The 14,235-nt window shown below is 71.9% G+C and carries 15 protein-coding genes; 10 read left to right on the forward strand and 5 right to left on the reverse strand.

The features are described from left to right. Positions 1-133 precede the first annotated feature (133 nt). Complete coding sequence (locus RI578_RS36990) at positions 134-1,102, forward strand: Ku protein (protein WP_310875163.1); 969 nt, start codon at positions 134-136, stop codon at positions 1,100-1,102. A gap of 43 nt (positions 1,103-1,145) precedes the next feature. Here the strand turns inward: RI578_RS36990 and RI578_RS36995 are convergent, their stop codons facing one another. The 3 genes from RI578_RS36995 to RI578_RS37005 form a co-directional block, all read right to left on the reverse strand. Beyond that, entirely contained in the window at positions 1,146-1,490 is a 345-nt protein-coding gene (locus RI578_RS36995) for a hypothetical protein (RefSeq protein WP_310875963.1), read from the reverse strand. A 126-nt stretch (positions 1,491-1,616) separates the two neighbouring features. Beyond that, positions 1,617-2,483, reverse strand: a complete 867-nt coding sequence (locus RI578_RS37000) for a glycerophosphodiester phosphodiesterase family protein (protein ID WP_310875164.1) — start codon at positions 2,481-2,483, stop codon at positions 1,617-1,619. Positions 2,484-2,726: 243 nt separating this feature from the next. After that, positions 2,727-2,930: a hypothetical protein gene (locus tag RI578_RS37005; RefSeq protein ID WP_310875165.1), complete on the reverse strand. Its 204-nt coding sequence runs from the start codon at positions 2,928-2,930 to the stop codon at positions 2,727-2,729. 240 nt (positions 2,931-3,170) lie between these two features. Between RI578_RS37005 and RI578_RS37010 the strand changes: the two genes are divergently transcribed. Continuing rightward, complete coding sequence (locus RI578_RS37010) at positions 3,171-3,629, forward strand: nuclear transport factor 2 family protein (RefSeq protein ID WP_310875166.1); 459 nt, start codon at positions 3,171-3,173, stop codon at positions 3,627-3,629. Between the two features lie 17 nt (positions 3,630-3,646). On the opposite strand, the gene RI578_RS37015 is transcribed toward RI578_RS37010, so the two are convergent. Further along, positions 3,647-4,012 carry a hypothetical protein gene (locus tag RI578_RS37015; RefSeq protein WP_310875167.1) on the reverse strand — a complete coding sequence of 122 codons (366 nt, stop codon included), beginning with the start codon at positions 4,010-4,012 and terminating at the stop codon, positions 3,647-3,649. Between the two features lie 267 nt (positions 4,013-4,279). Between RI578_RS37015 and RI578_RS37020 the strand changes: the two genes are divergently transcribed. The 5 genes from RI578_RS37020 (at position 4,280) to RI578_RS37040 (ending at position 9,510) form a co-directional block, all read left to right on the forward strand. After that, positions 4,280-4,552, forward strand: a complete 273-nt coding sequence (locus RI578_RS37020; RefSeq protein WP_310875168.1) for a hypothetical protein — start codon at positions 4,280-4,282, stop codon at positions 4,550-4,552. A gap of 107 nt (positions 4,553-4,659) precedes the next feature. Continuing rightward, positions 4,660-6,126, forward strand: a complete 1,467-nt coding sequence (locus tag RI578_RS37025) for a Y4yA family PLP-dependent enzyme (protein WP_310875169.1) — start codon at positions 4,660-4,662, stop codon at positions 6,124-6,126. Beyond that, the gene (locus RI578_RS37030) at positions 6,123-7,460 is read left to right on the forward strand and encodes a pyridoxal-phosphate dependent enzyme (RefSeq protein WP_310875170.1); all 1,338 of its coding nucleotides are present in this window, start codon (positions 6,123-6,125) and stop codon (positions 7,458-7,460) included. The genes RI578_RS37025 and RI578_RS37030 overlap by 4 nt, the downstream gene beginning before the upstream one ends. Beyond that, positions 7,457-8,647: an aminotransferase class V-fold PLP-dependent enzyme gene (locus tag RI578_RS37035; protein WP_310875171.1), complete on the forward strand. Its 1,191-nt coding sequence runs from the start codon at positions 7,457-7,459 to the stop codon at positions 8,645-8,647. The genes RI578_RS37030 and RI578_RS37035 overlap by 4 nt, the downstream gene beginning before the upstream one ends. A 92-nt stretch (positions 8,648-8,739) precedes the next feature. Further along, positions 8,740-9,510: a class I SAM-dependent methyltransferase gene (locus RI578_RS37040; protein ID WP_310875172.1), complete on the forward strand. Its 771-nt coding sequence runs from the start codon at positions 8,740-8,742 to the stop codon at positions 9,508-9,510. Between the two features lie 12 nt (positions 9,511-9,522). On the opposite strand, the gene RI578_RS37045 is transcribed toward RI578_RS37040, so the two are convergent. Then, a complete protein-coding gene (locus RI578_RS37045) occupies positions 9,523-10,083 on the reverse strand; it encodes a GNAT family N-acetyltransferase (protein WP_310875173.1) in 561 nt (186 codons plus the stop codon). Positions 10,084-10,290: 207 nt separating this feature from the next. Here RI578_RS37045 and RI578_RS37050 point away from each other — a divergent pair, with 207 nt between their 5' ends. The 3 genes from RI578_RS37050 (at position 10,291) to RI578_RS37060 (ending at position 14,183) form a co-directional block, all read left to right on the forward strand. After that, positions 10,291-10,779, forward strand: coding sequence for a DUF6083 domain-containing protein (locus RI578_RS37050; protein WP_310875174.1), 489 nt, complete (start codon positions 10,291-10,293; stop codon positions 10,777-10,779). Between the two features lie 348 nt (positions 10,780-11,127). Beyond that, positions 11,128-12,594, forward strand: coding sequence for an aldehyde dehydrogenase family protein (locus RI578_RS37055; RefSeq protein WP_310875175.1), 1,467 nt, complete (start codon positions 11,128-11,130; stop codon positions 12,592-12,594). Positions 12,595-12,623: 29 nt separating this feature from the next. After that, positions 12,624-14,183: a GMC oxidoreductase gene (locus tag RI578_RS37060; protein WP_310875176.1), complete on the forward strand. Its 1,560-nt coding sequence runs from the start codon at positions 12,624-12,626 to the stop codon at positions 14,181-14,183. The last annotated feature ends 52 nt before the right edge of the window (positions 14,184-14,235 follow it).

Consider the following 14,235-nt stretch of genomic DNA (forward strand, 5'->3'; position numbering starts at 1 on the left):
GACACTACGCCCGTCCTGCCGTGATGGCATGTGATGCCCCGGGCCGAGGCCGGCGCCGGTGGCGCACGTGCGGGCCCGCCGTGTCCCTCCTAGTCTGGTGCTGCTCGGGGACGTTTCGTGGAGAGGCCTGTCCATGCCCCGGTCGATCTGGAGCGGTGCCATCTCGTTCGGCTTGGTCACCGTGCCGATCCATGTGGTCGGCGCGACCGAGGACCACAGCATCCGCTTCCACCGTTACCACCTGGCGGACCAGGGGAGGATCCGGACCCGGAAGGTCTGCGAGCTCGAGGACCGGGAGGTCCGCGCCGACGAGATCGGCAAGGGGTACGAGCTGACCAGGACGCAGATCGTTCCGGTCACCGACGAGGACCTGCGGGAGCTGCCGCTGCCGACCGCGAAGGCCATCGAGATCGTGGCGTTCGTACCGCTGGGGTCCGTGGACCCGATCAGGATCGGCGACGGCTACTACCTGCAGCCGGACGGACAGGTCGCGGCGAAGCCGTACGAGCTGCTGCGTCAGGCCCTGGCACGGTCGTCGAAGGTTGCGGTGGCGAAGTACGCGTGGTCGGGCCGGGAGCGGCTGGGCCTGCTGCGGGTGCGGGACGAGGCGATCGTGCTGCACGCCATGCGGTGGCCCGACGAGATCCGCGACCCCTCGTCGCTCACCCCGCCGCCGGTCGAGGTGGCCGAGGAGGAGATCGAAGGAGCGCTCGCGCTGATGGACACGATGACCCGCGACGACCTGGAGGGCGACGAGTTCCGGGACACCTACACGGACGCCGTCGCGGACCTGATCGAGGCGAAGCGCGAGCACAGGGCGCCGCCGGCGGCACCCGAGCAGGAGGAGCGGCCGGGGCAGGTGCTGGACCTGATGGCCGCGCTGCAGGAGTCCGTGTCCCAGGCGAAGGAGTCCCGGGGCGAGGACGGGCACGCCGAGGTGCACGAGCTGCCGGGACCGAAGAAGAAGCCCGCGGCGGGGAAGACACCCGCCAGGAAGACAGCGGCGAAGAAGACCGCGTCGAAGGCGACGACCGCGAAGGCGACGACCGCGAAGAAGGCACCGGCCCGCAAACAGCCGGCCCGCAAACCGAGGAGCGCCTAGCCCCGGTGTCGAAGGGCCGACGCGCAACAGAACGCGGAGCGGCCTAGGTGCGCAGCAGTCGCTGGGTGATCTCCCGGTACTGCCGCAGCGCGATCCGGAGTTCTTCGGCCTGCGTCTCGGGGTCGCGGTCCTGCCAGCTCTCGTGAAGGGCACGGCGTCGTTCCGCGAGGGCGTTCGCGAGGTGGGCGGCGGCGTCGTCGAAGGCGCCCTCCGCTTCTTCCAGCGCCTGAAGCGGAGTGTCGGCGAAGGTGTTGATGGCCTGGCGGAGCCGCTGAAGGACCGCGTCCCGCTCGTCCGACGGCAGGAGCGCGTCCGGCGCCGCGGACCGGTGCTCGGGGTGGCGCGGGGGCTGATCCGACGGCTGCTGTGCGCGCGTCTGGTCGTACATCATCGAGTGCCGCTTTCCTGGGTTGCTTGGATCACCGGTTCCCCGGAGCGGCCTGGCTCTGCGCCGTACTGGTAGTCAACGCCCGATGGCGGTGTGTGTCAACGCGGTGACTTCCGGACGCTCTGGTCAGTGCTGGGTGAGGGATTGGGGGTAGTCGGTGATGATGCCGTCGACGCCGAGGGCGGTCATTTTGCGTATGGCGCCGGGTTCGTCGACGGTCCAGACGTTGATGTCCATGCCGAGTTGGTGGATGCGGTCGACGAGGTTCTGGTCGGTGACGGTGTGTTGGGGGTTGACTTGGTCGGCCCAGGTGCTGAGTTCGAGGAGTTCGGTGTCGGTGGGGCGGTCGGCGTCGAGGAGGCCGATGGGGATGTCGGGCAGGTGGGTGTGGAATTGGTGGGCGTCGTCGGTCTGGAAGGACTGGACGGCGAGTTGTTCGCGGGCGAGTGCGCGGCGGACGTAGCGTGGTTTGTTCTGGAGGTTTTCGGCGAGGTCGGTGGCGATGTCGGTGTAGTGGCCGCAGGGGCTGATTTCGGCGAGGAGTCCGGTGCGGGTGTGGTCGATGCGTGAGATGACGTGGTCGACGGTGATGAGGGGTTCGCCGGTGTAGTCGTGGTGGAACCAGGAGCCGGCGTCGAGTCTGCGGAGTTCGGCCCAGGTGAAGTCGGAGACGCGGTAGCGGGGGCGGTCGGGGTAGACCTCTTCGATGTCGGTGGTGCGTTCCATGGTGCAGTCGTGGAAGTTGACGAGTTTGCCGTCCTTGGTGCGTTGGACGTCGATTTCGACGAAGTCGGCGCGTTGGTCGACGGCGAGGTCGATGGCGGCCGCGGTGTTCTCCGGTGCCATGCCGGACGATCCGCGGTGCGCGATGGCGTCGGGCCGGTCGCCGGGCCGGTCGTCGGCGTGCGCGGTCGTCGATGCCGCCGCGGCCACGGTCAGACCGCTCAGCACGGCCACCACGACACCGACACGCCTGTTGCTCGCATGCTTCACTACAGCCTCCCGCGTTCGAATGACTCCCTGGAGGCTGTCGGACGGTGGTTACGGGAAGCCTGCCGCGGTCTGGCGGCGCCGGGATCAGCCGGTGGACCGTAACGGTGAACCGGCTGATCCGAGGCCGAAGGGACGATTACGCGCATTCGCGCCCGTCCGTCCGCGCGAACGGGGCGACGCGAACGGGACGGCGCCAACGGGACGTTGATCAGCGTCCGAGGTGATCAACTGCGACGGCACCCGTCACCTGCCGAGGATGCCCTCGGGCAGCAGCGACTGCGGGGACGTGGCCGGGTGGCCCACCTCGAGCGACCCGAGGAGACCGTCCAGGAGAGGCCCGCCGGGGATCCCGGCGGACGGGCCGGGCACGGGGGATGCCTCGGCGGCAGGTGCGGACGCCAGGAGAGCAGTGGCCATGACGGAGACACAGGCAAGCTTCTTGATCATGTCCGCCTTAACGAACGACAGCCCGCGGAGCAACGCTCGCCGTCAGCCGACTGGCCCAGTCGGGCTACGCGGGACTCGATCGGAGCGGCATCGGCACCCTGGCCCTCCCCGATCATCCCCGGCACTTACCTTCGGGGTAATCGACCGCTCTCCCTCCCCCCGGCAGGATCAAGTGCGTCGACGGGAAACCCCGCGAACCACCCCCGGCCGGGACCCAGCCGCAGCAGCGAGGAGAGCAGCATGTCCGCCAAGCCCACCGCCACCACGCCGAGTTCCGCCGGCGCCGCGAGTTCGGTCGCCGAGGCCACCCGGGCCGTGGTGCAGGACTTCCTCGCCGCCCGCATGGCCGGCGACACCGGGCGGCTCGTCGACCTCTTCGCCGACGAGGTCGACTGGCTGCTCGCCGACAACCCCGCCGTTCCATGGATCCGGCCGCGGTCCACGGCCGCCGAATGCGCCGCCCAGTTCACGGAGTTGATGCAGCACACCGTGCCCGACGACGCGCGTGCCTGCCTCGACACCTTCCTCGTCGACGGCACCGACGCCGTCCTGATGGGACACATCTCGGGGACCGTACGGGTGACGGGCAAGTCCTTCGAGGGTCCGTTCGCCCTCCGCCTCACCGTCGAGGACGGCCGGATCACCCGCCACCACCTCTACGAGAACAGCCTGTCCATCGCCGAGGCCTGTGCCCCGTAAGGCAGGCGCCGGTTCCCTCAGCCTTCTCCAGCCGTCGGCCCGCCGTGGTCCCCCAGGTCGGGATCGTCGTCGTCGGCATCCGTCGAGTACTCGGCGGCGAAGGTCCGCGCCCCCAACGCCGCGAGAGCCCTGGCCGTGATGCGCTCGACGTCGCCGCGCTCGGCCTCGGGGAGCGGGGCGCCGGGGGCGTCGCCGCGTTGTTCGGCGAGGAAGCCGAGTTCGGCGTGGGGGAGCGCGGGGTCGGGGCCGAAGTCGACCTCCCGGTGCCAGGAGACGATCGCCGAGTTCGCCGAAGAGCGGAAGTCCGTCGGGCTCGGCCCACCAGCGCCTCGCTGCGGGCCAGGTCCTCGCCCGCGCTGAGCAACGCGTAGCCGAGGAACCATACGGCACGTGCGCCACCGGCCCGGCCGAGGGCAGCATCCTCGGCAGGACGGGTGGCCGGGCCGCGCCTCCCGTCCCCGGCCAGTACGGTGAATGCCGCGTGCCAGCAGGCGACCTGGGAACGGAGCCGTCGGGGTGTCGCCGGTGACGCGCAGCGCTGCGTCCAGCGATCCCCGGGCCTCGCTCAGCCTGCCGCGCAGGAACCAGTACCACGTCGAGGCGAGTGCCATGCGCACCGCCCCGCCGGCATCCTCGCGCCGCACGGCGCGTTGGCTTTCCACTACTCCGGGGTCTCCACGGTCGACCTGAACCGGGCCGGCGTCGACAGCCTGATCGGCCTCGGCGAAGCCGCCGGAGTGGCCTCCGACGTCCATGAGCCGCTGAAGGTCCTGCTGGACAGACGGTCGGCGGACGGCCACGGGCAGGACAGCTTCTCCAGCGTGTACGAGCTGCTGGGAGGCGCACGGAGCGCTCCGGGCGCCGAGCCGGCCGGTAGCGGCGCAGGCGGCCGCCCGGGCCCCTGGCCGCGCCCCGAGGCTTAGCGGCGTGTGTACCTGGAAACGACTACTCCCGAACGGTCGTCGCAACGACGGTCGGCCGACACGGGGAGGGGTCTTTCGTGGATGTGCCCTTATATCTGAGGCCGCGGGTGGATCCACCGCTCGCCTCACTGCTGGGGGCCGCACCATTCCTGCACTCGCTCGTCGACGCGCTCGGCTCTCCGCTCAACGTGCTGCTCCCCGAGTCGGTCGCCGCGAACGCCGAGCGATTCCGGGCCGTCTACCGTCGCCACCATCTGGCCGGGCGCGTCTACTTCGCGCACAAGGCGAACCGGTCCAGCGCCCTGGTGCGGAGACTGGCCGCCGAGGCACCGGCCGCCGTCGGCGTCGACGTCGCCTCGCTGGACGAACTCCGGCACGCCCTGAGCTGCGGCTTCACCGGGGACCGTGTCATGGCCACCGGTCCCAAGGACAGGGAGTTCCTCTGGCTGGCGGCCCGCGTGGGCGCGACGGTCAACCTGGACTCGATCCGCGAGCTGGAACAACTCGCCGACCTGGTACGGAAGTACGGCCTCCCGCGGGTCGACGTCCTGGCGCGCCTGTCCGGGTTCGAGTCGGCCGCCGACCACGGGGGAGCGGGCACCCGGATGCTGTCGCGCCGCAGCCGCTTCGGCACCCCCGCGGGGGAGGTGGAGGAGCTTCTGGCGGCCGTGGAACGGCACGCGGACGCCGTGGAACTGACGGGCCTCGCCTATCACTTGGACACCACGGGCCTGGAGGAGAAGGGCCGGGCCCTGGAGCAGTGCGTGCTGCTCATGGACCGGTGCCGGGCCCGGGGCCTGGCACCGCGCGCCGTCGACATCGGCGGCGGATTCGGTGTCGGCTACGTCGCCGACGCCGAGGAGTGGGAACGCTGGACGACCGCGCTCAGCGAGGCGGTCCTCGGTGGCCGCCCGCCCCTGACCTGGCGCGGTCACGGCTACGGGCTGCGCAACGAGGGCGGCACGGTGCGCGGGTCCGTCGCGCTGTACCCCGGCCACCGCCCCGCCGCCGGCCCCGGCTACCTCGACGAACTCCTCTCGCTCCCCGCGCCGGTGCTGGGCCGGGGACTCGGCACCCTGCTGCTGGAACATCTCCACGACCTCCACATCGAACCCGGCCGTTCCCTGGTCGACCAGTGCGGGCTGTCGCTGGCCCGCGTGCTGGACGTGCGCCGCACGGGGGAGGACTCGGCGCCCTACCTGGTGCGCCTCGGGATGAACGCCGGGGACGTGAGCCTGGAGGAGCACGGAGTCCTCGTGGACCCCGTACTGCTGCCGCGCGGCGAACCGGAGAAGGACGACGAGGGGCCGGTCGGCGTCCACCTCGTCGGCAACCTCTGCCTGGAGGCCGATCTGATCACCCGCCGCCTGGTGTTCCTGCCCAGGCTGCCGCGCGCCGGTGATCTGCTGGCCTTCGTCAACACCGCCGGGTACGCGATGGACTTCCACGCCCACCACGCGCAGCGGCAGCCCCTCGCGCGGACGGTGGCGGTCGAAAGGGAGGGGGACTTCTGGCGCTGGTGCCTGGACGAGGACTACTGGCCGATCACACACCCGGGGGGAACGCCCGCATGAGGTACGACAGCATCACGGAGGCCATCGGCAACACACCGCTCGTGCGCATCGACCCCGCCGTGCACGGGCTGCGCAACATCGACCTCTACGCGAAGGTGGAGATGCTCAACCCGTTCGGCTCCGTCAAGGACCGGCCCGCCTGGCACATGGCGCGCCCTCACCTGGAGGACGCGGCCGCCGGGGAGAGGACGGTCGTGGAGCTCTCCAGCGGGAACACGGCCAAGGCGCTCGCCCTGCTGGCGGGCATGCACGGAATGCGGTTCAAGAGCGTCACCAACCGGCTGCGCGTGCCGGAGATCAAGGAGCTGCTCCTGCTCCTGGGCGCCGAGATCGAGGAGCTGCCGGGGCGCAGCGAGTGCCTCGACCCGACCGACACGGACGATCCGCTGACCCACTTCCACCGGACCCTCTCGGAGCCGGGAAGCACGTACCTGCACACCGACCAGTACTTCAACCCGCGCAACGTCGAGGCACACGCGGAGGGCACCGGGCCGGAGATAGTCAAGGACCTGGACGGGCGGGCGCCGGACTGGTTCGTCGCCTGCGTGGGCACGGCCGGTTCGTCGACCGGTGTCGCCAGGGTGCTGCGCGAGCACGACCCGGAGGTACGGGTACTCGGCCTGGTCGCCCACAAGTCGGACTTCATCCCCGGCATCCGCACCATCGACGAGGTCCATCAGGTCGGCCTGTTCGATCCGGCGACGTACGACACGATCGAGTCCGTCACCTCGGGCGAGGCCATCGACGGGATGCTCACCCTCATCCGCCGCTGCGGACTGCTGACGGGACCGACCGGGGGCGCCGCCTATCAAGGCGCGGTGCGGCATCTGGGGGACGTCGACGCCGCGTTGGAGGGGTCGGGGCGCCGGGAGACCGCGGTGTTCATCGTGTGCGACCGGGCGGAGAGCTACCTGAGTTACGTGCGCGCACGCCGCCCCGAACTGCTGGGCAGGGCGAGCCGCGGGCCCACCCTCGCGACGCTCACCGAGGAAGAGGTGCGGGCAGGCGGCCGGTCGGCGACCGTGGACGAGGCCCGCCGCCGGCTCACGGAGGGCGACCCCCGGCCGCTCGTCGTCGACCTGCGCAGCCCGCACGCCTACGCCGCCCTGCACATCGAGGGCTCGGTCAACATCGTCGACGAACTGTTCGAGGAACTCGTCCGCGGCGGGCTCCCCTTCGCCAGGCGGACACCGGTACTGCTGGCCTGTCCCGTCGGCGAGAGGTCACTGCGCTACGCCGCCCTGCTGACCCGCATGGGCCACCCCGACGTGCGAAGCCTGGCCGGCGGAATCGTCGCCTGGCGAGACGCGGGCGCCCCGCTGGTGCGCGAATGAGCGCGGCGCTCTGGCAGCGGGAACTGAGGGAGCAGTTCCCCATCGTCACCGCACATCCGGAGTCGGCCTACCTCGACAGCGCGGCGACGTCCCAGAAGCCGCGCGCCGTGCTGGAGGCCGTCCAGACCTACCTCACGACGTCGAACGCCAACGCGGGCCGCGGCACCTACCCCTGGGCCAACCGCACCACGGAGCTGGTGGAGGGCACCCGGGACCGGGTCAAGGAGTTCCTCGGCGATCCCGAACCGGACCACTCCACCGTGCACTTCACCAGCGGCACCACCGAGGGCCTGCGCACCGTCGCGCGTGACTGGCTCGTGCCGTACCTCGACGACGGCGACGAGATCCTCGTGCCGTTCGCCGACCACCGGGCCAACCTGGACCCCTGGGTCGAAGCGCAGCGGCTGCTGGCCGCCCGCGGCATCCGCGTGCACCTGCGCGCCCTGCCGTACCAGGCGGTCTCGGGCGACTACGACCACCGTGCCCTCGGCGACCTCGTCGGTCCGCGGACCCGCTTCGTGGCCGCCACGCACGTCCACCACGTCTACGGCGGTGACATGAACGTGCACCGCATCCGCGCGGCGGTCGGCCCGGACGTGCCGATCTGCCTGGACGCGGCCCAGAGCGTCGGCCATCTGCCCGTCGACCTGGCCGATCCCGCGCTCGACGTCGACTTCGTGGTCTTCTCGGGGCACAAGGCGATGGCCCTGCCGGGTTCGGGAGCGGTCTGGGCGCGCAACGCGCGGGGGCCCGCCTTCCGGCCGGCCGGCTGGCAGGGCACGCCCAACACGGTGGGCATCGTGTCGCTGAGGGCCGCGCTCGACTGGCTCGACCTGGCCGGTCCCGACCGGATCGCAGGCTGGACGGCCGGCCTCACGACCCGGCTGACCGACCGGCTCAGACACCTCGACCCGTACGAGATCCTCGGCTGTCCCACCAGTCTTGCCGCCGACTCCGCGCTCCCCGCGGCCCAGCGCCGCCACGGCATCGTCACCTTCCGGCACCAGGACATCCCGTCCGACGACCTCGGGTTCATCCTCTACAGCCACGGCTTCATGGTGCGGGCCGACAGCCTCTGCCAGGCCGGCGCGGGTGAGAAGGACGGGTCGGTGCGGGTGAGCCCGCACGTCTACAACACGGTGGAGGAAATCGACCGTCTGCTCACCGTACTGGCGTCATTGGCGTGAAGGACGAGCGATATGGCAAGTGATAACCGTTTCCACCTGTAGATTCGATCGCGACCACTACGGGTGAGGAACGGAAGAGGTGGCGCGACCAGATGGGCATCAGCATGGCGGTGGCCAGGACGTGGGTGGAGCGCTGGGAGCGACAGCAGCAGCGCTACGCCGTGGACCGCGAGGAGCGGTTCACGGTGATCACGGATGTCGTCGAGTACGTCACGGCCGGCCGTCCCCGGCCGCTCCTGCTCGACCTCGGCTGCGGCCCGGGCTCCCTGGCCGCCAGACTCGTCGACCGGCTGCCGGACGCGGAGATCGTCGCCGCCGACATGGACCCCCTGCTGCTGGAACTGGGACGGACCCACCACGCGAACGCCGCCCGCTACGTCGACACCGTGATCGGCGCCGACGGCTGGACCGACGCCCTCGGGCTGGAGCGCCCCCTGGACGCCGCCGTCTCCACGACGGCCCTGCACTACCTCCCCGAGCCGGTACTGCTGGACACGTACCGCCGTCTCGCCGCGCTGCTGCGCCCCGGCGGAGTACTCGTCAACGGCGACCACTTCCCGCCCGGCGAGGCACCGTGCTCGGACATCACCGGCCACGTGGGCCGCCGCCGCGCCGAGCGGATGGGCGGCCACGCCCACGAGGACTGGCAGGAGTGGTGGACCGCGGCGGCCCGGGACCCCGAGCTGGCCGACCTGCTCGCCGAGCGCGCCCAGCGCCACGCGGCCCACGGGGGGAGCGGAGCCGGGGAGGATCTCGCGGTGGACCGCCACACCGAGTTGCTGCGCCGGGCGGGTTTCCGCCACGTCGCGCCGGTCTGGCAGTTCGGCGACAGTGCCGTCCTGGTGGCGGTCAAGGGCGACTGAACGCCAGCCGGTTCACAGGGCGAGGCTCATCAGGATCTCGTCACGGTCGTCACCGGGCGCCACGCGCAGCGCCCCCGGCCATCGACCGACCTCGGTCCAGCCGGCCCTGCGGTAGAAGTCCTCGAGCCCCAGACCGGCCCGCGCGGTGAGCCGCAGCCGTTCCATGCCCATCTCGTCGCGGGCGATCTCCGGGAGACGGCGCATCAGCGCGGCACCGACGGCCATGCCGCGGAAACGGACGTGCGTCTGGAGGTGGTTCACCGTTCCGCAGTGGGCGACAAGAGGGTGCGGCTCGCGGCGCAGGAGTACCCAGCCCGCGAGTGCGCCGTCGACGGTGGCGAGGAGGATCCGGCCGCGCTGCGGAGCGAGCCCCCGGACGATCTCGTCCAGCGCCGGCTCGACCTCCGGCGAGGGCACCGGCGGCAGTGGACAGCCCATGGGGATGACCGCGCCCCCGGCGTTGATGACCGCCGTCCAGCAGTCCCGCAGATCCCGACGGAGGGCCGGGGTGGCATCCTGCGCCCGGACGATCTGCGCGAACACGGGGGCGCGCACTGTCTCGTGAGCTGTCACGTCCGTCAGTCTGCCAGGCCGCCCGGCCGCCGGCCGCCGGCAGCCGAAGACCATGGAACGTCCGAGCACACGTGCACGCTGCTGTCGGTGAGGTGTCGGCCTCGCGGTGACCCGCCGGGCCCGCGCCCGTGCGATCCGTCCGCATGCTGCCGTTGCGCCCGTCTTGCGCCCTGTCCCGCTCCCTGCCTCCCCCGCACGCTCGCGTCCATGGGGGATACACACGAACCGACCCTCTTCCCGGTACCCGGCCCCGACAGCCACCGGCAACCGCCCGTCGATGCCCCAGGGCCCTGGGAGAGCGTCGACCGGGCGCAGGCCGCCCGCGACGGCGCCACCGGGCCCGAACCGCCTGCCCGGCCGGTCTGTCCGCACTGCGGCCTGGTCGGCGAACGCCGTCCCACCTACACCGGCCGGCACGTCCTGCTCGAGCCCCTGCCCGCCGTCCCCGCGCATCTCGTCCCCGGCGGCCACCGCTGGCACATCGACTCCGGCGGGCAGGCCTGGAACAGCGGTCTGAACGAGCCTCCGCCCGGCGCCACGCGCCGCGTCCCCCACCGACTCGCGTGCCCGGGCCTCACCCTGGACGAGATCAAGCCGTGGCGGTGGCTGGAGGCGGTGCGCGAGGAGAACGCCCGCCGGGCGCGGCGGCAGGCGGAGGAGGACGGCCTCCCGGGGGCGCTGCCCGACGCGGGCTGACAGGAGGCGATCGTCACCGGCGGCGTCGCCCTCCCCGGCCACCGGGACACGCCGCCCACCCGTCGGCCCGCGCCGACCACGAGGGCGCCCGCCTGACGGCTCGGCTCGGCCGGCCCGCCTGCGGCGACACGACCTCCGATCTCCGGATCGCCCCCGTCGGCCTCCGGAGGGCAACCAGCCTCCGCATCCACGCCCCAGCTAGCCCAACCAGGTCACATCCCCGCCCAACCCTCCCTCGGCCGGTGCGTCCACATGACCGGCGCGGGCCACTCGGACGATGTTGGTGCCAGGTGTGCCGCGCCGGAGGGCTGCGTCGGCACCGGACAGGTACGAGTGAGGGAGCCTGCGATGCCGGAACTGTTCATCGACGGCGAGTGGACGGGCGCCGTGGGCGGCGCGCGGTGGGACGTGATCAACCCCTTCGACGCGTCCGTCATCCAGCAGGTGGACGACGCCGACGAGGCGGACGTCGACCTGGCCGTACGAGCCGCCCGGCGGGCCTTCGACCGGGGCGACTGGCCGTCGGCACCCACCCGGGAGCGGGCCGACGTGCTGCTCAGGGTGTCGCGGTTCCTCCTGCGCGACCAGGAGGAGATCGCCCATGTCGAATCCCTCGACACCGGCAAGACGCTCGCCGAGGCACGCATCGACGTCGAGGACGTCTCGAACGCGTTCCGCTACTTCGCCGAGATCGCCGACAAGGACGGCGGCCGGGTGGTGGACGTCGGCCCCGACGTACTCAGCCGGGTCACCTACCACCCCCTCGGCGTCTGCGCCCTCATCGCGCCGTGGAACTACCCGCTGCTGCAGGCCTCCTGGAAAGTGGCCCCGGCCCTGGCGGCGGGCAACACCTTCGTGCTCAAGCCCAGCGAGACGACACCGCTGTCCACGATCCACATGGTCCGGCTGATCGCGGAGGCGGGAGCGCCACCCGGGGTCGCGAACCTGGTCCTGGGCCCCGGCGGCACCGTGGGCGCGGCGATGTCCTCCCACCCCGAGGTGGACCTGGTCTCCTTCACGGGCGGCCTGGCCACCGGGCGCCGGATCATGGAGGCGTGCGCGCCGGGCGTGAAGAACCTCGCCCTGGAGCTCGGCGGCAAGAACCCCAACGTGGTCTTCGCCGACTGCGACTTCGACGCGGCCGTCGACCACGCCCTGGAGGCCTCGTTCCTGCACTCGGGGCAGGTCTGCTCGGCCGGCTCGCGGCTGCTCGTGGAGGACGGCCTGCACGACCGGTTCGTGGAGCGGCTGGCCACCCGCGCCCAGTCCATCCGGCTCGGCAGCGGGCTCGAACCGACGACCGAGAGCGGACCGCTCAGCTCCGCGGAACACCGGGCGAAGGTCGAGAAGTACCTGGAGATCGCCCGCGACGAGGGCGCCCGCCTGGTCTGCGGCGGCCGCCGCCCCGACGACCCCGAGCTGTCCCGCGGATTCTTCCTGCTGCCCACCGTCTACGCCGACTGCGACCGCTCCATGCGCATCGTCCAGGAGGAGGTCTTCGGTCCGGTCGTCACCGTGGAGCGCTTCCGCACCGAGGACGAGGCCGTCGAACTGGCCAACGACACCCGCTACGGCCTGGCCGGCGGCGTGTGGACGAACGACGCGAGCCGAGCCCAGCGGGTCGCCGGCAGGCTGCGGCACGGCACGGTCTGGATCAACGACTTCCACCCCTACGTGCCGCAGGCCGAGTGGGGCGGCTTCGGCCGTTCCGGCTTCGGCCGGGAACTCGGGCCCACCGGCCTGCGCGAATACCAGGAGGCCAAGCACATCTACCAGAACCTCAGACCGGCTCCCTCCGGCTGGTTCAAGGGCTGAGCGGGCAGGGCGAGAGAGAAGGCGACGCCATGGACGACGAGACGACGACCTACGACTACGTGATCATCGGCGGCGGTACGGCCGGCTGCGTACTGGCCGCCCGGCTGAGCGAGGACCCGGCCTGCCGCGTGTGCGTGGTGGAGGGCGGGCCCAGCGATGTCGGCGACGAACGGATCCTGCGGCTCCGAAACTGGATCAACCTGCTCGGCTCCGAGTTCGACTACGGCTACACCACCGAGGAACAGCCCCGCGGCAACTCGCACATCCTGCACTCCCGCGCCCGCGTCCTCGGCGGCTGCTCCTCGCACAACACGCTGATCAGCTTCCTTCCGTTCCCGCAGGACCTGGCCGAGTGGGCGGAGCGCGGCTGCACCGGCTGGGAGCCGGAGACGATCCTGCCGTACCGGACACGGCTGCAGAACACGATCGTGCCCGTCGGCGCCGCCGACCGGAACGCGATCGCCCAGGACTTCGTCACGGCGGCGACCACCCGGCTCGGTGTGCCGGTCGTCGAGGACTTCAACGCCCGCCCCTTCACCGACGGCGCCGGCTTCTTCTCCGTCGCCTACGACCCGGAGACCAACACCCGCTCGTCCGCCTCCGTCGCCTACCTGCACCCCGTACTGAACCGCCCGAACCTGACGCTGCGCCTGGAGACCTGGGCATACCGGCTGACGCCCGACAGCGAGGGCCGTTTCACCCGCGTCCAGGTCCGCAACCCCGACGGCTCCCTCTCGACACTGGAGGCGGACGCCGAGGTGCTGCTGTGCGCCGGCGCGATCGACACGCCCCGGCTGCTCATGCTCTCCGGCATCGGCCCGGCCGACCGACTGCGGGACCTGGGCATCGAGGTCCGCGCCGACCTGCCGGGGGTGGGCGAGAACCTGCTGGACCATCCCGAGTCGGTGATGGTGTGGGAGACCCGTGAACCGCTGCCGCCCAACTCGGCCATGGACTCCGACGCCGGGCTCTTCCTGCGCCGCGACCCGGCGGGAGGCCCGCGCCCGGACCTGATGTTCCACTTCTACCAGGTGCCGTTCACCACCAACACCGAACGGCTGGGCTACCCCGTCCCCGAACACGGCGTCTGCATGACCCCGAACGTGCCACGCGCCCGGTCCGTCGGCCGCATGTGGCTGCGCAGCGCCGACCCGGACGTCAAACCGGCCCTGGACTTCCGCTACTTCACCGACCCGGACGGGCACGACGAGCGCACCATCGTCGAAGGCCTGCGGATCGCCCGCGAGGTGGCGTCCACCGCCCCGTTCAGCGACTGGCTGCTGCGCGAGGTGGCGCCGGGTCCGGACGTTCGCTCGGACGCCGACCTGTCCGAGTACGGACGCCGCGCCGCGCACACCGTCTACCACCCGGCCGGGACCTGCCGGATGGGCGCCGAGGACGATCCCATGGCGGTGCTCGACCCCCAGCTGCGGCTGCGTGGCCACGACGGGCTGCGGATCGTGGACGCGTCCGTCTTCCCCACCATGCCGACCATCAACCCGATGGTCACCGTACTGCTCGCCGCCGAACGCGCGGCGGACCTCATCACCGCCCGGCCGGCCCCACGGCCGCCGGCCGTGGAAGGGTAGGCCCGATCACGATTCCCGGAACGCCGGGCGGCCCCCGGACGCCGGCCACGGG

The organism is Streptomyces sp. BB1-1-1 (assembly GCF_031597775.1).
Taxonomy (GTDB): domain Bacteria; phylum Actinomycetota; class Actinomycetes; order Streptomycetales; family Streptomycetaceae; genus Streptomyces; species Streptomyces thinghirensis.